General features: G+C 48.8%; 16 protein-coding genes and 1 riboswitch. Of the genes, 3 read left to right on the forward strand and 13 right to left on the reverse strand.

Annotated elements, in window-relative coordinates; translation table 11 throughout:
• Positions 1-46: 46 nt before the first annotated feature.
• From BQ9893_RS09845 to atpD, 9 genes are all read right to left on the reverse strand, one after another.
• On the reverse strand, positions 47-904 hold the full coding sequence (locus BQ9893_RS09845; RefSeq protein ID WP_075965868.1) for a F0F1 ATP synthase subunit gamma: 858 nt from the start codon (positions 902-904) through the stop codon (positions 47-49).
• A 59-nt stretch (positions 905-963) separates the two neighbouring features.
• Positions 964-2,544, reverse strand: a complete 1,581-nt coding sequence (gene atpA / locus BQ9893_RS09850; protein WP_075965869.1) for a F0F1 ATP synthase subunit alpha — start codon at positions 2,542-2,544, stop codon at positions 964-966.
• A 13-nt stretch (positions 2,545-2,557) separates the two neighbouring features.
• Complete coding sequence (locus tag BQ9893_RS09855; RefSeq protein ID WP_075965870.1) at positions 2,558-3,100, reverse strand: F0F1 ATP synthase subunit delta; 543 nt, start codon at positions 3,098-3,100, stop codon at positions 2,558-2,560.
• A gap of 3 nt (positions 3,101-3,103) precedes the next feature.
• Positions 3,104-3,604, reverse strand: a complete 501-nt coding sequence (atpF, locus tag BQ9893_RS09860; RefSeq protein ID WP_075965871.1) for a F0F1 ATP synthase subunit B — start codon at positions 3,602-3,604, stop codon at positions 3,104-3,106.
• A gap of 15 nt (positions 3,605-3,619) precedes the next feature.
• Entirely contained in the window at positions 3,620-3,874 is a 255-nt protein-coding gene (gene atpE, locus BQ9893_RS09865; RefSeq protein WP_075965872.1) for an ATP synthase F0 subunit C, read from the reverse strand.
• 70 nt (positions 3,875-3,944) lie between these two features.
• On the reverse strand, positions 3,945-5,000 hold the full coding sequence (gene atpB / locus BQ9893_RS09870; protein ID WP_075965873.1) for a F0F1 ATP synthase subunit A: 1,056 nt from the start codon (positions 4,998-5,000) through the stop codon (positions 3,945-3,947).
• Complete coding sequence (locus tag BQ9893_RS09875; RefSeq protein WP_075965874.1) at positions 4,981-5,409, reverse strand: hypothetical protein; 429 nt, start codon at positions 5,407-5,409, stop codon at positions 4,981-4,983. Before BQ9893_RS09875 ends, atpB begins: the two co-directional genes overlap by 20 nt.
• A 15-nt stretch (positions 5,410-5,424) precedes the next feature.
• Positions 5,425-5,658 (reverse strand): F0F1 ATP synthase subunit delta/epsilon, encoded by a 234-nt coding sequence (locus BQ9893_RS09880; RefSeq protein ID WP_075965875.1) that lies wholly within the window; start codon positions 5,656-5,658, stop codon positions 5,425-5,427.
• 6 nt (positions 5,659-5,664) lie between these two features.
• Positions 5,665-7,182 (reverse strand): F0F1 ATP synthase subunit beta, encoded by a 1,518-nt coding sequence (gene atpD, locus BQ9893_RS09885; protein WP_075965876.1) that lies wholly within the window; start codon positions 7,180-7,182, stop codon positions 5,665-5,667.
• A gap of 301 nt (positions 7,183-7,483) precedes the next feature.
• A riboswitch (cobalamin riboswitch) is annotated at positions 7,484-7,747 on the forward strand.
• Positions 7,748-7,781: 34 nt separating this feature from the next.
• Between atpD and BQ9893_RS09890 the strand changes: the two genes are divergently transcribed.
• Genes BQ9893_RS09890 through BQ9893_RS09900 form a run of 3 tightly spaced genes read left to right on the forward strand, consistent with a single transcriptional unit; the run spans position 7,782 to position 12,334 of the window.
• A complete protein-coding gene (locus tag BQ9893_RS09890; protein WP_075966100.1) occupies positions 7,782-9,782 on the forward strand; it encodes a TonB-dependent receptor in 2,001 nt (666 codons plus the stop codon).
• 20 nt (positions 9,783-9,802) lie between these two features.
• Positions 9,803-11,206 carry a DUF5074 domain-containing protein gene (locus BQ9893_RS09895; RefSeq protein ID WP_075965877.1) on the forward strand — a complete coding sequence of 468 codons (1,404 nt, stop codon included), beginning with the start codon at positions 9,803-9,805 and terminating at the stop codon, positions 11,204-11,206.
• 6 nt (positions 11,207-11,212) lie between these two features.
• The gene (locus tag BQ9893_RS09900; RefSeq protein WP_075965878.1) at positions 11,213-12,334 is read left to right on the forward strand and encodes an ABC transporter substrate-binding protein; all 1,122 of its coding nucleotides are present in this window, start codon (positions 11,213-11,215) and stop codon (positions 12,332-12,334) included.
• Positions 12,335-12,891: 557 nt separating this feature from the next.
• Here the strand turns inward: BQ9893_RS09900 and BQ9893_RS09905 are convergent.
• The 4 genes from BQ9893_RS09905 to BQ9893_RS09920 all read right to left on the reverse strand — a co-directional run bounded on the left by BQ9893_RS09905 (position 12,892) and on the right by BQ9893_RS09920 (position 23,390).
• Positions 12,892-14,268, reverse strand: coding sequence for an NAD(P)/FAD-dependent oxidoreductase (locus BQ9893_RS09905; RefSeq protein ID WP_075965879.1), 1,377 nt, complete (start codon positions 14,266-14,268; stop codon positions 12,892-12,894).
• A 195-nt stretch (positions 14,269-14,463) separates the two neighbouring features.
• Entirely contained in the window at positions 14,464-16,521 is a 2,058-nt protein-coding gene (locus tag BQ9893_RS09910; RefSeq protein ID WP_075965880.1) for a triple tyrosine motif-containing protein, read from the reverse strand.
• A gap of 94 nt (positions 16,522-16,615) precedes the next feature.
• Positions 16,616-19,834 carry a carbamoyl-phosphate synthase (glutamine-hydrolyzing) large subunit gene (carB, locus tag BQ9893_RS09915; protein ID WP_075965881.1) on the reverse strand — a complete coding sequence of 1,073 codons (3,219 nt, stop codon included), beginning with the start codon at positions 19,832-19,834 and terminating at the stop codon, positions 16,616-16,618.
• Between the two features lie 283 nt (positions 19,835-20,117).
• Complete coding sequence (locus tag BQ9893_RS09920; protein ID WP_075965882.1) at positions 20,118-23,390, reverse strand: efflux RND transporter permease subunit; 3,273 nt, start codon at positions 23,388-23,390, stop codon at positions 20,118-20,120.
• Between the last annotated feature and the right edge of the window lie 12 nt (positions 23,391-23,402).

Here is a 23,402-nt window from a genome sequence, read left to right on the forward strand (position 1 = left end):
TGATTCGCCGGAGCTTCGTGTTTTTTTGCGGACAGCCGGACATTTTTTACTGTCCTCCCATAATATCCAATAGCTCGTTAGTGATGGTCTGCTGTCGGGTTTTGTTATACTGCAAAGTCAAATCCTGAATCAGGTCATTGGCGTTGTCGTTGGCCGTTTGCATCGCCATCATGCGGGCGGCATGCTCGGAGGTCGCCGTGTCGAGCAACGTCGTGTAGACCGTCAGGTTGAGCAACTTCGGGAAAAGCAATGCCTGAAGGTCTTCCGGCGATGGTTCCAGGATGTAATCGATTGCCGGGGCAGTACCCTCAGCCGGAGCCTGCGGCAGGGTGATCGGCAGGTAGACTTTGTGAGTCAATATCTGTGTCGCCATGTTCTTGAAGTGATGGTAAAGCAGTTCCACTTGGTCGGCCTTACCTGAAGAAAAGAGTTCCATCAGCTTTCCGGCAAAACTGACAGCCTCTTCGTATGACGGTTTCTCCCCTAAATGCAGGAAATCATCCTCGGTTACATAACCCGCCTTATGCAGTTCGTCGGCGATCTTAATCCCGACGGGGTAGAGGCGGACGGCGATCTGCTGTGCTTCTAATTCATGCAAGCGGGCGGTGAGCCCTTTCCATACGTTGGTATTGAACGTGCCGCATAGTCCGCTGCTGGATGAGAAAACAGCAATGGCTACCTGTTTCACTTCACGCTTTTCTGTGTAAGGCGATTCCATGTCGCATTCCGCACTTAAAAGACCGTTTAAGATGGCGGAAAGCTTGTTCGCATAGAGAAGCGTGTGTTCGGTCAGCGCCTGAGTATGATGGAGCTTCGCCGAAGAGACCATTTTCATGGCTGCGGTGATCTTCTGCGTGCTCCGGATGGACGCGAGCCGAACTTTTATTTCTTTCAATGATGCCATAGTTTCTTTTTTAATTGACAATTAGGTGTCGCTTGTCGCAATTGTCAATTGTCCATTTTCTATTGTTTCGCAGTCAATTGTTTCGCTGTTTCTTCCAGTTTCTTCCGGATATCGTCGTCGATGGTTCCGGTTTTCAGGATGTCCAGTACGTCGTGCTGGTGTGATGTGTGCAGCTCACGCAAGAATTCCTTTTCGAACTCGTGCACTTTATCCAACGGGACTTCTTTCAACAACCCTTGTGTTCCGCAATAAAGGATGGCGATCTGATCTTCGACAGGCATCGGGCTGTATTGAGGCTGTATCAGCAGTTGCGTGTTCTTTTGTCCCTTGTCGATTGTGAAAGCCGTTACGGCATCCATCTCACCGCCGAATTTGGAGAACGATTCCAGTTCGCGGAACTGTGCCTGATCTATTTTCAGTGTTCCCGCCACTTTCTTCATCGCTTTCAGCTGAGCGTTGCCACCTACACGGGATACCGAGATACCGACGTTGATAGCCGGACGGTTTCCTTGGTTGAAGAGGTCGGTTTCGAGGAATATCTGTCCGTCGGTGATGGAGATGACGTTCGTCGGGATGTAGGCCGAGACATCGCCTGCCTGGGTTTCGATAATCGGCAGAGCAGTCAGGGAACCGCCACCTTTCACCTTGTCCTTCATGCTGTCCGGCAGGTCGTTCATCTGTCGGGCCACTTCGGGTTGGTTGATGATCTTGGCAGCCCGTTCGAGCAAACGGGAATGCAGATAAAAGATATCTCCCGGATAAGCCTCACGTCCGGAAGGACGGCGCAGGATCAAGGATACCTCGCGATAGGCTACCGCCTGTTTCGAAAGGTCGTCATAGACAACCAAAGCATGGCGTCCGCTGTCCCGGAAATATTCGCCGATGGCAGCACCCGCAAAAGGAGCGAAATATTGCATGGCAGCCGGATCGGAAGCTGTCGCGCTGACAACGATCGTATAATCCATCGCCCCTTTTTCCTGCAACGTGTTGACAAGCGAAGCGACGGTAGATCCCTTTTGTCCGATTGCCACATAGATGCAGTAGACCGGATTGCCGGCTTCGTAGTTGTTGCGCTGGTTGATGATCGTGTCGATGGCGATGGAGGTCTTTCCGGTCTGCCTGTCTCCGATGATCAGTTCGCGCTGTCCGCGTCCGATTGGGATCATCGCATCGACGGCCTTGATACCGGTCTGCAACGGTTCGTTGACCGGCTGGCGGAAAATAACCCCCGGCGCCTTGCGTTCGAGCGGCATCTCGCAGGTCTCTCCCATGATTTCCCCTTTTCCGTCGATAGGGTTTCCAAGCGGGTCGATCACACGTCCGATCATTCCTTCGCTGACATTGATGGAGGCGATACGTCCTGTACGTTTGACGGTGTCGCCCTCTTTCACCTGGTCTGTCGGTCCCAGCAGGACGGCTCCCACGTTGTCCTCTTCCAGGTTCATCACGATTGCTTCCATCCCGTTGTCGAACTGCAGAAGTTCGTTCGCTTCGGCATTGTCGAGGCCGTAAATACGGGCTACACCATCGCTCACCTGGAGCACCGTACCCACTTCTTCCGTCCGGATGCCGGTACTGATCCCTTCCAGCTGCTGGCGCAGGATGGCGGAAACTTCACTCACTTTTATCTGATCTGTCATACTTCTTTCTTTTTTATCTGTTTTCGAGTAACCGGCTACGGATGTCCCGTAGCTGTGTCGCGTAGCTGGCATCTATCCGGTAGTTACCGATACGCAGGCGGAAACCTCCGATCAGTTCCGGCTGTACGATACCGGAAAATTCGATGGTGCTACCTGTCTCTTCCTTCAGCTTGTGGCGGAGATGCTCTTTCACCTCCTCGCTTACCGGAACTGCAGTGTCGAACTGTACGCGGGTGATGCGTTTGTCTTTCCGGTACAGGTGGATATAGATGTGTGTCATGAAGAGCAGGAGATTTTCCCGTTTGTGCTTCAGTACGAGACGCATAAAACGCTCATACAAGTCCGAGACCTCTATGCCGCCTGCCGCTGTCAGCAGTTTGAGCTTTTCTTCAGCCGGGATGATCGGGTTGCCGAGGGCGACCCGCAGCTCCGGTTCGAGAGAAAAACTGGCTGCCAGCATTTTCATGTCATCGTATACCCGTGTTTCCAGTCCTTTCTCCTTCGCAAGGGAGAAAAGGGCTTTCGCATACCGGGAAGAGATTGTTCCTATATCCATACGTTACGATTTACAAAACGATACCTCATCCAACAGCCGGTCGATGATTTGTTGCTGTTCCTTGTCGCGGCTGATCTTTTCTTTCATCACCTTCTCTGCTATGGCGATCGAAAGGTCGGCAATCTCGGAACGGACTTCACGGATTGCTTTTTCCTTCTCTTCGCGGATACGCCGGGTAGCCTCTTCCACCTGCAAACGGGTTTCGGCGGCAGCTTTCCGGTGAGCTTCGTCGATGATTTGTTCCTTTTCGGCAAAGGCTTCTTTCAGGATGGCATTCTGCTTTTCCTTTGCTTCGGCAAGTATCCGGGCTCCTTCGGCCTGGATATTGGCAAGCTGTTCATTCGCCTGGCGGGCCGTTTCCAGAGAGTTGTCGATGTAGGCTTTCCGTTGTTCAACCGCCTTTATGATGACAGGGAACCCATATTTGGAAAGGATGGCAAAGACAATCCCGAATGAAACGATCATCCAGAACAGAAGTCCCGAATCCGGTGTTAATAAAGACATAACCTGTTACTTTTTTTATTGGAACAAAGCCAGGAAACATACTACAATGGCAAACAGTGCCACACCTTCGATCAAGGCTCCCATGATCAACATGGAAGTACGGATTTCACCGGCGGCGGAAGGCTGACGTCCGATCGACTCTACTGCTCCTTTACCGATAAGCCCGATACCTAAACCTGCGCCGATAGCTGCAAATCCGGCTCCTATTGTTGCTCCTAATTTAGCCATTCCCATTCCGGCGGCTGCTTGCAATAAAATTGTTGATAACATAGTTTTTAATTTTAAATTTATAACCTAATTAATACGTTTATTTCTTCTGCCTTGCCCGGCAGATCGAATTTCACTCTTTTATTCTCGCCATCCCGATATAGTTTGCCGACAGCAAAGTGAATATGTAGGCCTGCAAACACGCCACAAACAATTCCACGCAGTTCATGAACACACAAAACAGCACGGATACGATCGTCATTCCGAAATTCACCAACAGCCCCATCGATACCGTGATAAAGATCAGGCTGGTGAGCGCGAGGATGATCGTGTGGCCCGCCATGATATTGGCAAACAAACGGATCATCAGGGCGAACGGCTTGGTGAATACGCCGAAAAACTCCACAAAAGGCATGATCGGCAACGGCAGTTTCAGATAGATCGGCGCTTTGGGCCAAAATATATCTTTCCAGTATTCCTTTGTCGCAAACAGATTGACGGCGATAAACGTGCATCCCGCCAAGACGGCCGTGACCGCGATGTTGCCGGTGATGTTGGCACCACCCGGAAATACCGGGATAATTCCGATCAGGTTGTTGATCAGGATAAAGAAGAAGACCGTCAGCAGATAAGATGAGTATGGCTTGTACTCATCTTTGCCGACCGATTCCTTGATGACACCGTCCTGTATGTAGGATATAATCATTTCCATCAAGCCGGTAAACCCGCGCGGAACCTGGTTCGGATGTTTCTTGTACCAACGGGCGGTCCGCAGAACCACGAACAGCAGGATACCGCAACTCAGGAACAGGCCGCAGACATTCTTGGTCAGCGACAAGTCGATCGGGCGTACCTCTTCTCCGCGGCTGTTCTTTTCCACCACCTTGCCGGCGTGTTTGCCTTCGGATGCGATATAGTAGTTGTGGTGCACCTTGCCGTGGTGTAAATGATGGGAAAGGAACATGTCCCATCCGCGCTCTTCGCTCTTGACCAAGACAGGCAGGGAGATGGCGATCTCCTTACCGTTCCATTCGGTAATATGCCAAGTGTAAGCATCCTGAATATGCGAAAAGACAATATCCTGAACATCGATACCCTCCTTTTGGGACTCTGCATGGGCCGGAGCCAGAAAGCAGAGCCACATCAGCAACACTGTCCATATCAACTTGTTATTTTTGATATTGTTCATCTTTTTCCTTTTTCTCTCTTTTCATTCTTTTTTTCTCAAACAGATAAACCGTATACGTTTCCAACCCCAAGTAGATAAAATAGAAAAGCATCAGGGTGAAGCCGAACATCTTCAGGTTTTCTCTGACCAGTGCGGCATAGAGCCACATGAAAATGACGGCAAGAGTGAATTTGCAGAAACGGACTACCATGAAAGCGGTAATCGTCACATCGCCGTTTTTTCTTTTCATCCGGTCGAGTACATAGGCCATTGCCATTGCCATCACCCAATAAAAAATCGGAATGGAAGGATACCATCTGAAATAATGATCCGGCCAGATCGTGTACAATAGCCCTCCTAACGTTATGCCGATGGCAGCATTGACAAATGTAATCAGTCCCATCAGCTTGATTTTTAACCACCCAGTCATGTCGTATACTTTTATTTATTCGATACAAACAGATATGTAATCATCCTTTACCTCCACGAATCCGCTCTTGATAGCCTGTTCGCCTCTTTTACCATCGTTCTCATACCGGATGGTTCCTTGGATGAGGGCGGCTATCAGCGGGGCGTGTTGGGGAAGGATATCAAATGAACCGGCTGCTCCCGGAAGGGAAACACGTGCTGCCTCGCCTTTGAAAAGAACGCCGTCCGGTGATACAATTTCCAGTTTCATATCTGCTTAGTTTGCTTGTTCTGCCAATCGCTTTGCTTTTTCCATCACGTCCTCGATTGTGCCTACGTTCAGGAAGGCCTGTTCGGGGATGTTGTCTGTTTCTCCGTCCATGATCATCTTGAATCCCCGGATCGTGTCTTCGATGGAGACCATGACGCCCGGCACGCCGGTGAACTGTTCCGCCACGGAGAACGGCTGCGAGAGGAAACGCTGTACGCGGCGGGCACGGTTGACGGTCAGACGGTCTTCGTCGGAAAGTTCTTCCATGCCGAGGATCGAGATGATGTCCTGCAATTCCTTGTTGCGTTGAAGGATCTGTTTCACACGCTGTGCCGTTTCGTAATGCTCTTTGCCCACGATCAACGGGTCCAGGATGCGCGAAGTGGATTCCAGCGGGTCGACGGCCGGATAGATACCGAGCTCGGTGATCTTACGGCTCAATACCGTGGTGGCATCCAGGTGCGTAAAGGTCGTTGCCGGAGCCGGGTCCGTCAAGTCGTCTGCGGGTACATAAACTGCTTGGACGGATGTGATGGAACCTTTCTTGGTGGAAGTGATGCGTTCCTGCATGGCTCCCATTTCGGTCGCCAGTGTCGGTTGGTAACCGACAGCAGACGGCATACGTCCCAAAAGGGCGGATACCTCCGAACCGGCCTGCGTGAACCGGAAGATATTGTCGATAAAGAAAAGGATGTCTTTCGTTTCCCCTTCTGCCGCCAAGTCACGGAAAGACTCGGCGATCGTCAGTCCCGAAAGGGCTACCGAAGAACGGGCTCCCGGCGGTTCGTTCATCTGCCCGAACACCAGTGTCGCTTGCGACTTGGCCAGTTCGTCGTAATCGATCTTGGACAAGTCCCAATGGCCTGCCTCCATGCTTTTCTTGAATTCTTCGCCATATCGGATGACTCCGGACTGGATCATCTCGCGCAGCAGGTCGTTTCCTTCACGTGTACGTTCGCCCACACCGGCAAAGACGGAAAATCCGTTGTTCTTCTTCGCGATGTTGTTGATCAGTTCCATGATCAGGACCGTCTTCCCTACGCCGGCTCCTCCGAACAGACCGATCTTGCCTCCTTTGGAATAGGGTTCGAGCAGGTCGATCACCTTGATACCGGTGTACAAAACTTCACGGCTGGTGGTCAGGTCCTCGAACTTGGGCGGTTCGCGATGGATCGGAAGGGCTCCTTTCTTGTCGAGTTCGGTCATCCCGTCGATAGGATTCCCCGTTACGTTCATTAAACGCCCTTTTACCTGGTCGCCGACCGGCATCGTGATGGGCGTACCGTGTGAAACGGCTTCCATTCCTCTCTTCAGTCCGTCTGTCGTGTCCATCGCTACGGTACGGACCGTGTTTTCCCCAATATGTTGTTGGACTTCCACAATCAGGATTTTTCCATTGGGGCGTGTTATCTCCATTGCGTCGTGGATACGGGGAAGTGTAATCTTTTCTTCCTTGTCATTATTGAAATGAATGTCCACGACCGGACCGATAACCTGTGAGATATAACCTTTTATTTCTCCCATACAATCTCTTTTTTCCTTAAACCTATTCAAGTCTTCGGCTGCAATATTACAAATTATGAATTTTCCAAAAACGGAAATATTACTTTTTGAGTCTTTTTGTACTTAGTTAAATATTCAACTAAATTCAACCTCTTCTGAAATAAACCAATTAAGTTCTGAAATAAACCAAAATGAAGGGAATAGCTTGTTTTATAAATCGGATAGATAGAGGATTCTAAGCGAAATAGGGTATTTTTCGGACGGGAAAAGAATGAAATGTTTTACTTTGTTAAATAAAAAGGATTACTCATCTGTTTTATCTACCTTTGTAACGGATTATGGTGTAACCGTATTTGCTTCCGCAGGCGGTTAGTAAAAGGGAATCCGGTGAAAGTCCGGAGCTGTACCCGTAGCTGTAAGTTCTGAAACCCCGGCAAATCTTGTTGCCACTGGCGGTTCGGTTGACAATTGAGAATTGACAATTTGAACGCCGGGAAGGCTGCCGTTAGTTGATAATTGCCAATTTCCATTATCAATTGTATAGGGGAGAACAAGCCAGAAAACCTGCCATTATCCTGTATCCGGTTTCTCGGGTAAAGGAACTGAAGAATCAAAAAGGTATGCAGAATTTATTTGTGAAATGCTTGTCGGGTTTGTTATGTGCCTGGCTGTTCCCGTTCATTGCGTTGTATGCGCAGGTGGACACGACAACCTATCACCAGCTTTCGGGTGTCGAGGTAGTGGGAAAGGCACGTCCTTCCACAACCCGCGAGAGCACGCCGCTTCAGGTGATGGACAAGGCAGGGATCGAACGGCTCGGCGTGCAGGACCTTTCGGAAGCCGTGAAGCGTTTCTCCGGTGTGACCGTGCAGGATTACGGAGGCATTGGAGGCTTGAAAACCGTTTCCGTCCGCAGCCTCGGAGCCAAACATACGGCTGTCAGCTACGATGGGGTGACGGTCACGGATGCGCAGAGCGGCCAAGTGGATATCAGCCGTTTCTCTCTGGACAATGTCGACATGATCTCCCTGTCAATCGGCCAAGCCGACGACATTTTTCAGACAGCACGAATGTATGCTTCGGCAGGGGCATTGAGTATAAAGACTGCGGCACCTCATTTTAAGGATAAATCCTATAATGCTTATGTGAAATTGAAAGGCGGATCGTTTGGATTGTTTAATCCGGTAGTTCGTTACGAACAGAGGATGGGAAATTATTGGTCTGCTTCTCTGCATGCAGATTGGTTGAGTGCAAAAGGAGATTATCCTTTTACACTCACAAATGGTAAAGAAGTTACAGAAGAAATTCGTAAGAATAGCGATATTCAGTCTCTTCGTTTGGAGGGAAATGTGTATGGTCATTTCGGACAGGGAGGAAAACTGAATGGCAAGATTTATTATTACGATTCGGAACGGGGACTTCCCGGCTCGGTAATTCTTTATAACAATAATGCCCGTGAACGGGTATGGGATAATAATTTTTTCACCCAGCTTCATTATGAGAACGAGTGGTTCGATCGTTTGAAATTCCAAGCAAATGCCAAATACAATTATTCATTCAGCAAGTATCGTGATATCAGCAATAAATATTCCGGAGGCAAACAGGAAGATTTGAATACCCAAAACGAGTATTATGGATCGGCCGGAATTTTGTATTCACCCTTTTCTTATGTTTCTTTTTCGTTGAATACGGATATCGCACGGAATACTTTGGAAAACAATTTTGTTAATGCTCCGACTCCTAAACGTTGGACTTCGCTTACCGCATTTGCCGCACAATATAAAAGCCCGGTGTTGACAGTAACGGCCAGTTTGTTGGGAACCTATATAACAGACAAGGTGGAGAATGGAGACAATCCGGCAGATAAGAAAAGGCTTTCTCCGGCAGTAAGTCTTTCCTGGCGTCCGTTTCCGGAACAGTCTTTTCGTATTCGAACTTCTTATAAAGATATATTTCGTGTTCCGACTTTTACGGATCTGTATTACTTGCGTATGGGGAATATCAATTTGAAACCTGAAAAAGCAACTCAATATAACATAGGACTGACATGGAATGACGAGCTCGGATCCTTTATACGTTTGTTGAGTGTTTCCGTTGATGGGTATTATAATAAGGTTAGTGATAAGATTGTTGCCATTCCGAATATGTACATTTGGAAGATGATGAATATGGGGGAAGTGGAAATAAAAGGGATAGATGTAAATCTAAGTACCAATATTCCTTTGTATAAGGAGCTGTCCCTCTTGCTCTCGTCTGCTTATAGCTATCAAGATGCCATTGATGTAACTGATCCGCAAGAAAAAAACTATAAGAACCAGATACCTTATACCCCACGGCATTCAGGATCTGTTTCGGTATCATTGGAGAATCCCTGGGTGAATGTGACTTATACTCTTGTGACTGCCGGTGATCGTTATGCCCTTCCTCAGAATATAGAGGTAAATCAAATAGATTCATATATCGAACATAGCCTTTCTGTAAACCGGAGTTTTGCGTTGAAAAAGTGTGTGTTCAGGCTCCAGGGGGACATCTTAAATCTGACAGATAGAACATATGATATTATTCAGTATTATCCGATGCCGGGACGTTCGTGGAGATTTAGTTTAAGTATTACATATTAATTAGATAAAATAGAAATAGTATGAAAAAGAGAAATTTTTTTTGGGTTTCAGCTCTATGTGTGCTGATGTCTTTTGTTTTTACTGGATGTGAGGATGAGGATGAAAATTTACCTTCTGCTCCAACTGAAGTTGTTACTGGGGTGACCTTTTCTGATACGGATCAGACTGAAGGTTTCATTAAAGGAATATTGGAATGGATCGCTCCGGAAGATGTCTCCAACATCACGAAGTATGTTATTTATCTGTCTGCCGATGGAAAGGGTAGAGATATGAAATTGGGTGAAGTTGAAGTTGGAACAAACAGCTATGCTATTGAGACCAGTATAACTGCCGATACATATATTGTTGTGGTTACATGTAATGCACAGGGAGAATCTGAGGCATTGGCAAGTGTGAAAATACAAGACCTCACACCAGAGCCAGAGCCAGAACCTGAACCTATAGATAATGGCGGTATATATTTTTTGAATAGTGGAAAGATGGGTAGCAACAATGCAAGTCTTTCATGTTTCAATCTGAATACATTGACGATGACTGTTGATACTTTTATGAACGTGAATGAAAGAGGATTGGGAGACACGGCTAATGATATGATTGTATATGGTTCTAAAATGTATATAGCCGTTTATAATTCCAACATTATTGAAGTGGCAGACTTGAGTGGAAAATCCATCAAACAGATCAAATCGAGTGGCGATGCCTTATTACCCCGTTTCTTTACAGCTAACGAAGGGAAAGTTTATGTGTCCTTGTATGATGGTTATGTAGCCCGTTTGGATACAGCTTCTTTAGAAATCGAACAGAAAGTGAAAGTTGGCCGTAATCCGGAACAATTGGTTGTTGCTAATAATAAATTATATGTGGCAAATTCCGGAGGTTTGGACTATAATACGCCGGTTGGATATGATAAAACAGTCTCGGTTATCGACTTGGCTTCTTTCCAGGAGACAAAGAAGATCGAAGTGATAACAAATCCTGTAAACTTGGTGACTGACAGCCAGGGAGATGTCTATTTGGTTTCTATGGGTGATTACGGCGCTATACCGAATACATTCCAGCGTATTGATACCAAGACAGATGAAGCTACTGTTATTACGGAAACAAATGCAACGGAAATGGCTTCTACCGGCGATAAACTTTATATGATCTATTCACAATATGATGCAAACTGGAATCAGATTATTTCATTTATTTCTTATGATGCAATAAATGAAAAGATTATTTCGGATAACTTCATTACAGATGGAACCACTATTGCTAAACCGTATAAAATTGGTGCTGATCCGATAACTGGCTATATTTATATTACGGCTTCTGATTATAAGACGAATGGTGATGTTTATGCATTTGATGCGAGTGGTAAGAAGTTATTCCAGTTTGAGGTTGGCTTGAACCCAGTTAAAGCTGTATTTGTAAAACGATAAATAAAAATGAAGTCGCTTGCTTCTTTTCTATTATTGCTCTGTCTCACGTTAAGTTGTAATGTGAGGCAGAGCTCTCATACCGAAAACTCCCTTTCTTCCGACACCATCCGTTACGCTCAAGGATTTACCGTGCATCATTTTGATGGTTATACGGCTGTTGAAGTGCGCGATCCGTGGGATAGTACGCGTTTGTTGCAACGGTATCTTTTGGTGGATCGTGAACGGCCTGTTCCCGAAAATCTTCCGAAAGGGACGGTTGTGCGGGTTCCGGCTCGGAATATCGTTGTTTATACATCCGTGCATGCGGCTATTATCGACCAGTTGGGCGAGACGGGACGGATCATAGGCGTTTGCGAACCTCGCTATATGGACACTCCTGCCATTCAGGAAGGACTGAAGGCCGGACGGATTGCCGATATGGGAGAGGCGACCGCCCCTAATGTGGAGATGATGATCGACAAAGGGGCCGAGCTTGTGATCGTTTCCCCTTTCCAGAATAGCAGTTACGGACCTGTCGAGAAACTGGGGATTCCCATCCTCGAAGGGGCGGACTATATGGAGTCGTTGCCTTTGGGACGTACCGAATGGATTCGTTTCTACGGGATGCTGTTCGGAAGGGAGGCGTTGGCCGATTCTATTTTCAGGCAAACAGAAAAAAACTATCTCGACCTGAAACGGCTGGTCAAGGCCGATATGCCTCGCCCTACCGTTATCTCTGAAAAGAAATTCGGCGCTTCCTGGTTTATGCCGGCGGGAGATAGTTATATCGCCAATATGTATGCCGATGCCGGAGCCGATTATGTTTTTAAGGAACTTCCCGGAGCAGGCAGTACGCCTTTGGCTTTCGAGACGGTGCTCGACCGGGCTATCCATGCCGATATGTGGCTGGTTAAATATAACCGCTCCGAAGATATGACCTATGGTGACCTGCGTGCCGAATATACACCGTACGAAAACTTCGACGCCTTTAAGAACCGCCGGATTTATTCCTGTAATACAGGGCTTGTCCCTTATTATGAGGAATTCCCTTTACATCCCGATTACCTGCTGAAAGACTTGATCTGGATATTCCATCAGGAATTGCTGCCCGGCTACGCTCCTCGTTACTATCGGAAGATGCAGGACTAACCGGCAACGGAACCACAAAGAGCAAATCTTCAATGCAAGTTTCAGAAAACAACTATCATACTGACATGTTTGAATTCATGGCGTTATAAACCAGTGTGTTACGCCATGATAGTTCCTGTTTTCAACTGTCATTTATCTATCATTACTATCATAGGTTGAAATTTGTAATACGCTTTTCATCAGTTGCTTATTGAATATTATGCACATGCAGGTACATACAGAGACCAGCAAAAAGAGGTTTCAAATACGTTGAAACAGCCTGTTTTTTGATAAGGACAAGCAGCTTTTTTGCCAAAAACAACTTGAGAAGCTTCTTCAGACCCGGGTGTGGTGACATGGGAGACCCGGATGTGGGGGATGTGAAGACCCGGATCTCCGTGAAGCCGGGACAGGGGTGTGAAGCGGTTTATCTGCCTTGGTTGATAAGTTAAACACCGTGTTGATGTTGTTAAGCATGGGAGATAGAGCCGAAAAGAAATAAAATCCCTCCGAACTCTTGTTTTGAGCCGGAGGGATCTTTGTTTGGCATTTTTATTATAGGGAGTTGTTTTTAGTTTTTATGCCCAGCCGTTCAGCATTCCATAGAAATACATGGGTTTCAGGAAATAGACTTTCAACAGCCATGCAGCCCATAGTTCCTTCGAAGTGTCCATCAGCGTGAACGGGAACGTGTTTTCAGCCTCTTTCTTGTAGTTGAACTCACACAGGAGAACATGCCCGTAGTCCGTTACGATCGGACAGGCGGCATAGCCGTCGTATTTCTCTGCCGGCTCTTTGCCTTCCATCAGCGAAATGAGGTTCTTGGCTGCGATAGGCACCTGCTTGCGGATGGCGGCGGATGTCTTGCTGGTCGGGATTCCGGCTACGTCTCCTAAGGAGACGATGTTCGGATATGTCTTGTGGACCAGTGTCTCTTTGTCTACCATCACCCAACCGTCGGCTGCCAGTTTGCCTTCCGTCCATCCGAGACCGGCTTCTTTTACGAAATCGGGAGCCGACATCGGCGGTGTGAAATGCAGGAAGTCATAGTCTTCTACAAATGGCGTGTAGACTTTCTGGTCGCCCACTGTTTCGATCTTCTCGAAATGTACCTGTTTGGCTGCCGTGTCTACGCCTTTCACGCGTACATTCAGGTTGATGGGAATGTTGCGCTCCTTGTAGATTTCCAACAAGCGAGGGGTAAAGAACGGAACGTCATACAGCTCTTTGGAGGCTGTGTAGAAATTCAGATCCACATTTTCGCGTGTGCCCTGTTTGCGGGTATAATGTTCTGTCAACAAGCAGATTTTCTTGGGAGCGCCACCACATTTGTGCTTGGTGTAAGTGTCCGTGTAGATTCCACGTCCGCCTGTCTTGGAGAATTCCTGCAGAGCTTTCCACGTTTTTTGTGCACCTTCGAAATCATAGATGCTGTGGGCATTCCCTTGTCCAAGCGTTGCTTGTGTGATGCCTTCCACTTTCTCCCAGTTGATCTGGATTCCGGGGGTCAGGACCAGAAAGTCGTAAGCGATCTTTCCGTTGTTTTTAGTCGTTACCTGGTTCCATACGGGATCGACGGCGGCTACAGAATCTTTTATCCATTTGATATCGCTGGGCATGCAGTCTTCCTGCTTTCTCCAGACTTCATCCGGTTTGTATACACCCGAAGCGATCAGGGTGAAGCCCGGCTGATAAAACTGGCGGTCACTGGGATCTATCAATGTGATGTCCGGTTTGTCCAGCCAGCTCTTTAAACGAGCAGCCATACTGATACCGGCAGCACCTCCTCCGATAATTACGATTTTACCTTTGGCTTTGCTTGAAAAAGCTTTTGCCTTTTGTGTACTTGCAGCTGTCAGTAAACCGGCCATTGTCATTAGCTTAAAAAAGTGACGGCGGTCGATTCCTTTCTTCTCAAACGCCTTTAATTGATCTTCCAGTTCGTGTTTCATCATGTCTGAAAATTAGATTTTATATGCAAAGAAAGGATTATCCGTGAAGGCATACAAAGAAAGTACTACTACATGGCTTGCGCAAGTGCTTTGGGAGGAAGGAAATACTACTACATTGCTTTCTCAAGCTCTCTTGATGTGTGTGTAATAGTCTGATATATAGATGTGTATGTAATACGTATTTCTGAGAAAATATTTTCAGAAACGCATTAGGAAATCAACTAAATTCGTATCTCCTTCCAGCTCCAAGCGTTTCCTCAGACGGTATCGGCGCAGTTCTATCGCCCGTACGGAGACGTTCATGAGGGATGCGATTTCCTTTGTGGAGAGGTTCATGCGGAGCAGGCAGCAGATACGAAGATCGCCTGCCGTAAGATCACTGTATTGTTGTCTGAGACGGTCCATGAAGTTTTGGTGTGTACTGTTGAAATAGCTTTCAAACAGGACCCAGTCGGCTTGGTTGTCCAGGGTCTCTTCCATCAATGTCTTCATGCGGTTGTAGAGTTTGTTCGGATAACGTTCGCCCAGTGCCTCTTTCTGCTTTTCCAGTTCTTCCAACAAACTTTGGACAGCCTGATTGCGTTTGATAAGAGCCGTGGTCCGGAGGGTCAGCTCGTTGTTTTTGTTTTGCAACTCGGTTTCAAGCATCCGGTTCTTCAGTATCTGCATTTGCTGTTGTTCGGCCTGCCGTTCGGCTTCGGCTTTTGCCTGTTCTTCCTTATGGAGGTTTTTCAGGTTATAGCGGAGCACGGTTTGGACAAGAAACCAGGCGAGTGCGATATAGGCCAGCCAGGCCCATACGGTGTTGTACCAGGATGGGCGCACCTCGATGGATAATGTGAGCTCAGGGTAGGGGCCTTTGATCACATATTTGCGGACTTTCAGTTCATACTTCCCTTCCGGCAATTGCAGGAAAGTGATTTTCCCGTCGTGTTGCCAGGCGGACCAGTCCGAAGAGACCCCTTCGATCTTGTAGCTGATCTGATGGTTGGAGGTGAATATCGTGGTTCCTACCCAGGCGTTGAATTCCCGGAAATCGTGTGGAAGGGAAATCTGCTGCATGTCGGCCGGTAGGCGATGGACGCCGGATGCGTCGGCAAACTCAAGCCCCGAAACTTTCAGCGGTGTGCTGCCGAGGCTGTTCCCGATCAGTTCCCTGAGGTTGATCAATAAAGTCCCTTGCATGACGGAAACCAGGACCAGCGAATCGTTTAAAGGAATGACCCGTCTGCCTCTTGTCACGAGGTTCATGTTGTAGTTGTCGAAGAGCAGGCGGCATTTCAGTGTCCCGATGCCGTCTGCCGCATGAAACAATCCGGCTTCGTTCCCGATAGAGAGCCAGTAAAGGCCGTCTCCGGCAGGATAGACAAGTTCGGCTTGGGCGAATATCCCCAGTACATCCGTGTCCCGGAACAGCTGTTTGACGGTCGGTACGGGGGAAGTGTCTGCCTTGAGATAAGGTCGTGCTTCGGTTTCCGTTACGGGAACGAAAGAGCTTGTGGCTCCCAACGGGCATTTGAAATAGCCGAGGTTGGTCTGGATGTACAGGACTTCGCCATCCAGCCCGGCGTTCGCCAGTTTGCCGATCGCGCTTCTTTTCCCTAACAAGGTGATCGGAGGGTCGAGGGAGATCTGCGATAGCCCGTTGTCGAGCGCCACCCAGATTTGCCGGGTGTCCTGTACGCTGATAAAGCGGACGATGTTGTCCTGCAGCTGGTTCTGCAGGGACAGATGTTGGAGGATGGCCCCGTCGGAGTCCGTGATGTATAATCCTTGTGTCAGTGTGCCGATGAAAAAGTATGTACCGTTGGTTGCGAAGGCGCTCGGTTGTGCGTCCTCTATTTCTTTCGGTAAGGTAAAAGGTATTTGGACGGGTGGGGGAGTGAAACGGACTTCGGGCGGAACCGTGTTCAGCGGATGGTAGTGGAGGGTTCCTTCTTTGTCGTATGTCCATCTTCCCAGCATCGTCTCGTTGCGGGTGTAGATCGTGTCGTTGTAGTTCGTTACGCCGGTCACCTCTTCCTCTCCCGGCAGCGGATATAGTTTCCATGTATTGCCGTCGAAAGCAAGCAGGCCGGAGTTGTTGGCGACATACAGCATGCCGTCGGGTGTCAGCGAGAAGCTCCAGTTCTGGCAACTTGCCTTGTAATCGTCGACCGTATGGTTTTTTACAAAGACATAGGGAATGGCTACTGACGCGTGCACGGTATGTGTCGTGAACAGGAACGGAATGAGGATGATCAGTAGTCTGTACATAAGTATAGATGAATAAAGGAGGTGTGCCAAACGCGGGGACACGTGCATTTTGACACACCTCCGAATGAGGTTACAAATATAATGAAATTCCTATTTACTTGTATTCCTGCCAGCTCTTAATCTGGATGTCTTTTTCATCCATGTTGCAGAAGGCGCTGATGAAGGCGCTTGCCAGGCGGGCGTTGGTGATCAATGGAATGTTATGGTCGATCGCGGCGCGGCGGATCTTGTAGCCATTGGTCAGCTCGCGTTTGCTGTGGTCCTTCGGTATGTTGACAACCAGTTCGAACACATGCTGGCTGAACATATCCAAGATGTTCAGGTCGCCTTGTTCGTCCGGCCAGCAAACGGCTGTCGCCGGTATGCCGTTTTCATTCAGGAATTTAGCCGTTCCGGCCGTTCCGTAGATGTTGTATCCTTTGGCAGCCAGCATATGGCACGGTTCCAGCAGTTCGGCTTTGCTCTTGGCGGCACCTGAAGAAACCAGCACGTTCTTCTGCGGTATTTTGTTTCCTACGGCGATCATGGCAGAAAGCAATGCTTCGTCGAAGTCGTCGCCGATGCAGCCGACTTCACCTGTGGAACTCATATCCACGCCCAGCACGGGGTCTGCCTTGTGCAGACGGGCGAATGAGAACTGGGAAGCCTTCACGCCGATCCAGTCGATGTCGAACGCGCTCTTGTCCGGTTTGGTATAAGGAGCGTCGAGCATGATGCGGGTAGCTGTTTCGATGAAGTTGCGTTTCAGTACTTTTGACACGAACGGGAAGCTGCGGGATGCACGCAGGTTACATTCGATTACCTTCACTTCGTTGTTCTTGGCCAGGAACTGAATGTTGAACGGTCCGCTGATGTTCAACTCTTTGGCGATCATCTTGCTGACTTTCTTGATGCGGCGGGCTGTTTCGAAGTATATCTTCTGTGCCGGGAATACCAGCGTTGCGTCACCGGAGTGGACGCCGGCAAACTCGATATGTTCGGAGATGGCGTATTCGACCACTTCGCCGTTCATGGCTACCGCGTCGAATTCGATCTCTTTCGCTCCCTGCAGGAATTCGGAAACGACTACCGGATATTCTTTGGAAACCTTGGCTGCCAGGTTCAGGAATTCGATCATCTGCTCCTTGTTGTGGCATACGTTCATGGCAGCGCCGGAAAGCACGTAAGACGGACGGATCAGGATCGGGAAACCGACCTTGGCGATAAAGGCGTCGATCTCTTCCATGCTGGTCAGCTCTGCCCAACGCGGCTGGTCGATACCTAACGTATCCAGCATCGCGGAGAATTTATGACGGTTCTCGGCACGGTCGATCGACAGCGGCGATGTTCCCAATACCGGCACATTCTGGCGGTACAGCTTCATGGCGAGGTTGTTCGGGATCTGCCCACCGACGGACACGATTACGCCCTTCGGGAGTTCCAGGTCTATCACGTCGAGTACGCGTTCGAACGAAAGTTCGTCGAAGTACAGGCGGTCGCACATGTCATAATCGGTAGAAACCGTTTCCGGGTTGTAGTTGATCATGATGGATTTGTAGCCTAACTTGCGGGCTGTCTGTGCGGCATTTACCGAACACCAGTCGAACTCTACGGAAGAACCGATGCGGTAAGCGCCCGATCCTAAGATCACGACGCTCTTGTCGTTCGGATAGTAAGAGATGTCGTGCTGGCTGCCGTCGTATGTCATATACAGGTAGTTCGTCAGTTCGGGATGTTCCGATGCGATCGTATTGATGCGTTTAACGCTCGGCAGGATGCCTAACTTCTTACGCAGGTTGCGTACGCGGATGTTTTCCTTTTCCATGTTGCCTTCCGGGTTTTCAACGTAACGGGCAATCTGGAAGTCGGAGAATCCCAGGCGTTTTGCTTCATTGAGCACATCAGCCGGCAGGTCTTCGATCTTATTGTAGGCAGACAGTACTTTCGTATAGTCTACGATGTTTTTCAGTTTTTCCAGAAACCACGGAGTGATCTTGGACAGCTCGTAGATGCGGTCTACCGTGTAGCCTTCTTCCAGCGCTTTGGCTATGGCGAAGATACGCAGGTCGGTCGGGTTGGCAAGCGCATCGTCCAGGTTGTCGAATTCCACGTCGTTATTGCCGACGAAGCCGTGCATGCCTTGCCCGATCATACGCAAGCCTTTCTGCATGATTTCCTCGAAGCTCTTGCCGATCGACATGATTTCGCCGACAGACTTCATGCTCGAACCGATCTGGCGGCTTACACCGACGAACTTGGTCAAGTCCCAACGCGGGATTTTTACGATTATATAATCTACTTCAGGAGCTTTATAAGCGGAGTTGGGAGTTCCCATCTCACCGATCTGGTCGAGGCTGTAGCCTAATGCCAGTTTGGCTGCCACGAATGCCAACGGATAACCGCTCGCTTTGGATGCGAGTGCGGAAGAGCGGCTCAGGCGGGCGTTTACTTCGATCACACGGTAGTCGCATGTTTCGGAATTGAATGCGTACTGGATGTTACATTCGCCGACGATGCCCAAGTGGCGGATTGTCTTGATCGAAAGCGCTTTCAGCAGATCCAGTTCCTTGTCTGTCAGAGAGCAGGTGGGAGCGACCACGATACTTTCACCGGTATGTACGCCTAACGGGTCCACGTTTTCCATGCTTACGACCGTGAAGCAGTGGTCGTTCTTGTCGCGGATCACTTCAAATTCGATTTCCTTCCAGCCTTTCAGCGATTCTTCTACCAATACTTGGGGAGAATAGGCGAAAGCGCTTTCTGCCAGCGTGCGTAGTTCGGCTTCGTCCTTGCAGATGCCGCTGCCCATGCCGCCTAATGCGTATGCAGAACGGATCATGACAGGGAAACCGATTTCGTAGGCGGCTTTCACTGCGTCTTCCAGGTTTTCTACGGCGTGGCTGACCGGGGTTTTAACTTCTATCTCGTCAAGTTTCTTTACAAACAGGTCGCGGTCTTCCGTGTTCATGATCGCTTCGACCGAAGTTCCCAGTACCTTTACACCATATTTGGCCAGTGTCCCGCTGGTATACAGTTCGGTTCCGCAATTGAGGGCGGTCTGTCCGCCAAAAGCCAGCAGGATGCCGTCCGGTTGTTCTTTTTTGATCACTTCTTCAACAAAGTAAGGAGTGATCGGCAGGAAATACACCTTGTCGGCTACCCCTTCTGATGTTTGAATGGTTGCAATGTTCGGATTGAGCAATACGGTGCTGATTCCTTCTTCCTTCAGCGCCTTCAATGCTTGTGAACCGGAGTAGTCAAATTCTCCGGCCTGTCCGATCTTCAGGGCACCGGAGCCCAGAACAATCACCTTTTTGATACCACTTTTCGACATAGTAATTTGGGTTGTTTTAATTTATTGATTTTATAGAATGTTATAACTGTCTAACGAGATCACAAGGCACAAAAAAAATGCGTTAGTAAAAATAACTAACGCATCTTATATAACCAAATGATAATCCTTTAAAATAAAGAAATGAGATTCATTGTCCGACATATAACCGGAAAAGTACGCTGGATCATCCTTATGTGCTTTCTGTGTCATGAACTCTATCTCCAAAATTTCGGCAAAGATAAGGCTTATATTTCAAACATGCAAGAGATGATCGATATGGAAGTTAAGGTTTAGGCTGCTTTTTCAATGTGAAAAGAGGCAGATAGATGAAGATGCCCAAGATGGACATGGCGAGTCCGCCGATGGTGCCGGCGGCCAGCGGGAACCAAAATGCTTCCTTGTCCGGACCCAGCATGAACGGGATGAAACCCAAGATGGTCGAAACGACCGTTAGGAAAATGGGCGTGATCTTCGCATTCCAGGCTTTCAGGTACGCCTTGTAGGGCGACATAAGCGGTTTGCGCTGCCGGATTTGGTTGTATTCGTTCAAGATGTAGATACTTGCGTTGACGGTTATGCCGCACAGCAGGACGAAAGAGGCAAATCCGCCTTGGTCGAAATTCAGTTTGAACCAATAGAACGTAAGGAATACGCCGATGTAGGAGATCGGTATCACGAAGATAACGGCCAACGGTTGTTTCAACGAATTGAACAGGATACTGGTGGTAAAGAAGATAATGACGATGATCAGCAATAGCAAAAGGTATTGCGTGTTGTCCTTTTTGTTCCAGTACCAGTAGGCGCTTTCCGATTTGGCCGTATAGCCCATCGGCAGTATGTCGTTGATTTCTTTCAGGTCGCGTTCCTGTATCTTGTTCCCTTGGTTGGAGGCGCCGATATATTCGTATTGCAGGCAGAGGCGGTATTGCTGGTTTACCTTGCTGACCTTTTGCGGCATCTGCCCTTTTTCGACACTGGCGAGTTCAGCCAGCTTGTAAGGCTTGCCGCCGATAGTCTGTGGAACATATTGCATGCTCCACACATCGTAGTCCTGTGACTGGCGGGAGGTGAGTTTCAGTTTCTCCGTCTCTTCGTTCACGACGATCGTTCCGGTATAAATGTCTTTCCCGAAAACGGGGTTGATGGTGGCGAACAGCTCGATCGGCTGTATGTTCTCTTGTGCCAGACGGGCTTTGTTGAGATTGAAGTAGAACTCCTGGTAGTCGTCTTTCCACCACGAGAATTCCGAGTTGATCAGCACCTCCTTGATGCGGCGGTGGGTGAGCAACTTGGCTTTCAGCCGTTCGGCCCATTCGTATAGCTCGTCGTAGTTGTAACCGTACATCTCGATACGGAAAGAACCGGCCCCTTCGCGCACATCGTTGCTGAACCCCTGGTCCTGCAAGCCGTAGACTTGCCAGCTTCCTCCTCCCAGTTCGAGCGCTTTGCTGATGATTTTTGCTTTCAGCGTGTACGGAAAACCGCTCCGCTCGCTCTCTTTCGTGAAATAGATGCGGATACCGGCCTGGCGTGCGCTGTAGACGTTTGTCTGAAACTGCCGTATCTCCTTGAATGTGCTGAGGTAGGCTTCCATCCGGCTCATCAGCGTGTTCATTTGCGACAAAGTCGTACCGTTCGGGAGTGATGCGCTGACAGACAGGACGGTCTCTTCGTTGCGGGTGAAGTAGCTTCCTTCATATACTTTCTGGACGAACAGGCGCAGGGTTCCCCCTAACGCTTTATCGACGAAGGGTTTGATCTTCTCCTTATACGTCTCGTTGGAGGCGATTTTATTATACTTTTCGATCAGCAGGGAGTCGGTTGCGGTGTAGACCTTCTTTTTATCTTTCGTGTCGTATTCGATTTTTTCCGGCAACAGGAAAACCGGGAGGCCGAAAGCCAACAGCAAAATGAAACATGCCAGTTTTTTCCATCCGCAAAGGAAGTTGATCTGCCTTTGATAGTAGCGGTTGTAATAGACGGGGAAACGTTTGAGAAAACGGTTCGTCCCTTTCCTGATCCGGCTTCTCCATGTATGCTGCGTCTTTTCTCCGGATGTTTTCTTTTTCCCGTTTTTCTTCCATTCCAGGTTCATCTTGTCGATCAGGGCGGGAACCAGGAAAAGGGCGATCAACAGGGAAACACCTAAATTGATGATGACGACAGCTGCGAAATCCTGCAGGTTGAGGCGTATCTTCTCATCCAGGAAGAAGATGATGACCAGCGCCCCCATCGTTGTCAAGGTGGCGGCCAGTATGGACAGGATTGCCTTCCGGTTATGCCGGTTCCGGATATGTTCCGTCATGACGATCGTGTTGTCGATCACCAGGCTGAGCGAGATCGTGACGCCGGCCAACGAATAAAGCTGCATTTCCAGTCCTAACAGATAATAAAGGATGACCGCTATACAGAGGTTGATCGAAAGGCTGATGACGATCAACAACAGGTATTTTAGCTCGCGTGTGATCAGCAAGACAAAAATCAGCAGGATCAGGATAGTAAGCCCCGTACGGATGTAAATCTTGTTCAGCTCGTCCTGGATGAATTCTGTCGCGTCATAGCTGGTATGTATTTCATAACCGGGCGGGAGCAAGGTGCGGATCTGTTCCATTTCTGCTTTTACCAGTTTGGCAAGTTCCAGCTGGTTGGCAGTCTCCTCGGCGCGGATGGACAGATAGATGGAGTTCAGCCCGTTGATGCGGTAATAGCTTTGTGGCGCCTCTTCCTGGCGGGTGACTTTCAGCAGTTGGTCCAGGCGGATCAGCTTGCCGTCTTTGTTCAGGACGGTGATGAGCGACGGGTTGACCCCGTCTTTTTCATTTTCCGGAACCAAAGCGAGACGTATCCACTGGCTGCTTTCTTCTCCTTCGCCCGAAGTTGCCAACCGGGTTTCCACATTCCCGGTTCCTAAGAATTCCTTTTTATAATATTGGTTGATCGCTCTCTGTATATCCGAGATGCCGATACCCAACGTGACCAGTTGGCGGTTGTCATATTCCAGCCGCCATTCCATCGGTGTGGCACCGCTGACATCGATGCGGTAGATACCGGGAATCCCGCTAAGGCGGGGTTTTATCTGGTCTTCGGCAAAGCGTTGTATGAATATGGGAGTAGCTGCCGCATTCAGTGTGTAGCTCATGAAAGGCCGTGCTTCCTTATCGTCCGGCCGGCTCATTTCCAGAACCGGGTAGCTCAGCCCGTCGGGCAGGCTGGGCCATGTCTGGCGGATGATAGTAGACGCTTCGAAACGGGCGGCGTCGATATTGGTGTGCTTGTCCAGTTCGAGCGTGACGTATCCCCATCCGTTGCCGGACGTGGATTTGATCTCCTTGATCCCTTTGATACGTGCCAGCATCGCTTCGAGGCGCGAAGTCACCTCCATCTCTATCACACGTGCCGAGTTGCCCGGCATGTTGTAGTTGATAGTCAGCTGCGGCAGCGTGCGCGATGGCGACAGCTTGATCGGCAGCAGCGGTATAAAGGCGATTCCCGCCAGCGCCACGCAAAGGAAGGTCACGATGATGGTGAAAGAGGATATTTTAGGAGATGCGCTCATTATTCATTCTTT

It is taken from the genome of Parabacteroides massiliensis (assembly GCF_900155425.1).
In the GTDB taxonomy this organism is placed as follows: Bacteria; Bacteroidota; Bacteroidia; order Bacteroidales; family Tannerellaceae; genus Parabacteroides; species Parabacteroides massiliensis.

What these genes read in the sequence shown, in the direction of transcription:
- BQ9893_RS09845 (WP_075965868.1), bottom strand. Translation starts at nt 904, where the DNA reads ATGGCATCATTGAAAGAAATAAAAGTTCGGCTCGCGTCCATCCGGAGC.
- atpA (WP_075965869.1), bottom strand. Translation starts at nt 2,544, where the DNA reads ATGACAGATCAGATAAAAGTGAGTGAAGTTTCCGCCATCCTGCGCCAG.
- BQ9893_RS09855 (WP_075965870.1), bottom strand. Translation starts at nt 3,100, where the DNA reads ATGGATATAGGAACAATCTCTTCCCGGTATGCGAAAGCCCTTTTCTCC.
- atpF (WP_075965871.1), bottom strand. Translation starts at nt 3,604, where the DNA reads ATGTCTTTATTAACACCGGATTCGGGACTTCTGTTCTGGATGATCGTT.
- atpE (WP_075965872.1), bottom strand. Translation starts at nt 3,874, where the DNA reads ATGTTATCAACAATTTTATTGCAAGCAGCCGCCGGAATGGGAATGGCT.
- atpB (WP_075965873.1), bottom strand. Translation starts at nt 5,000, where the DNA reads ATGAACAATATCAAAAATAACAAGTTGATATGGACAGTGTTGCTGATG.
- BQ9893_RS09875 (WP_075965874.1), bottom strand. Translation starts at nt 5,409, where the DNA reads ATGACTGGGTGGTTAAAAATCAAGCTGATGGGACTGATTACATTTGTC.
- BQ9893_RS09880 (WP_075965875.1), bottom strand. Translation starts at nt 5,658, where the DNA reads ATGAAACTGGAAATTGTATCACCGGACGGCGTTCTTTTCAAAGGCGAG.
- atpD (WP_075965876.1), bottom strand. Translation starts at nt 7,182, where the DNA reads ATGGGAGAAATAAAAGGTTATATCTCACAGGTTATCGGTCCGGTCGTG.
- BQ9893_RS09890 (WP_075966100.1), top strand. Translation starts at nt 7,782, where the DNA reads ATGCAGAATTTATTTGTGAAATGCTTGTCGGGTTTGTTATGTGCCTGG.
- BQ9893_RS09895 (WP_075965877.1), top strand. Translation starts at nt 9,803, where the DNA reads ATGAAAAAGAGAAATTTTTTTTGGGTTTCAGCTCTATGTGTGCTGATG.
- BQ9893_RS09900 (WP_075965878.1), top strand. Translation starts at nt 11,213, where the DNA reads ATGAAGTCGCTTGCTTCTTTTCTATTATTGCTCTGTCTCACGTTAAGT.
- BQ9893_RS09905 (WP_075965879.1), bottom strand. Translation starts at nt 14,268, where the DNA reads ATGATGAAACACGAACTGGAAGATCAATTAAAGGCGTTTGAGAAGAAA.
- BQ9893_RS09910 (WP_075965880.1), bottom strand. Translation starts at nt 16,521, where the DNA reads ATGTACAGACTACTGATCATCCTCATTCCGTTCCTGTTCACGACACAT.
- carB (WP_075965881.1), bottom strand. Translation starts at nt 19,834, where the DNA reads ATGTCGAAAAGTGGTATCAAAAAGGTGATTGTTCTGGGCTCCGGTGCC.
- BQ9893_RS09920 (WP_075965882.1), bottom strand. Translation starts at nt 23,390, where the DNA reads ATGAGCGCATCTCCTAAAATATCCTCTTTCACCATCATCGTGACCTTC.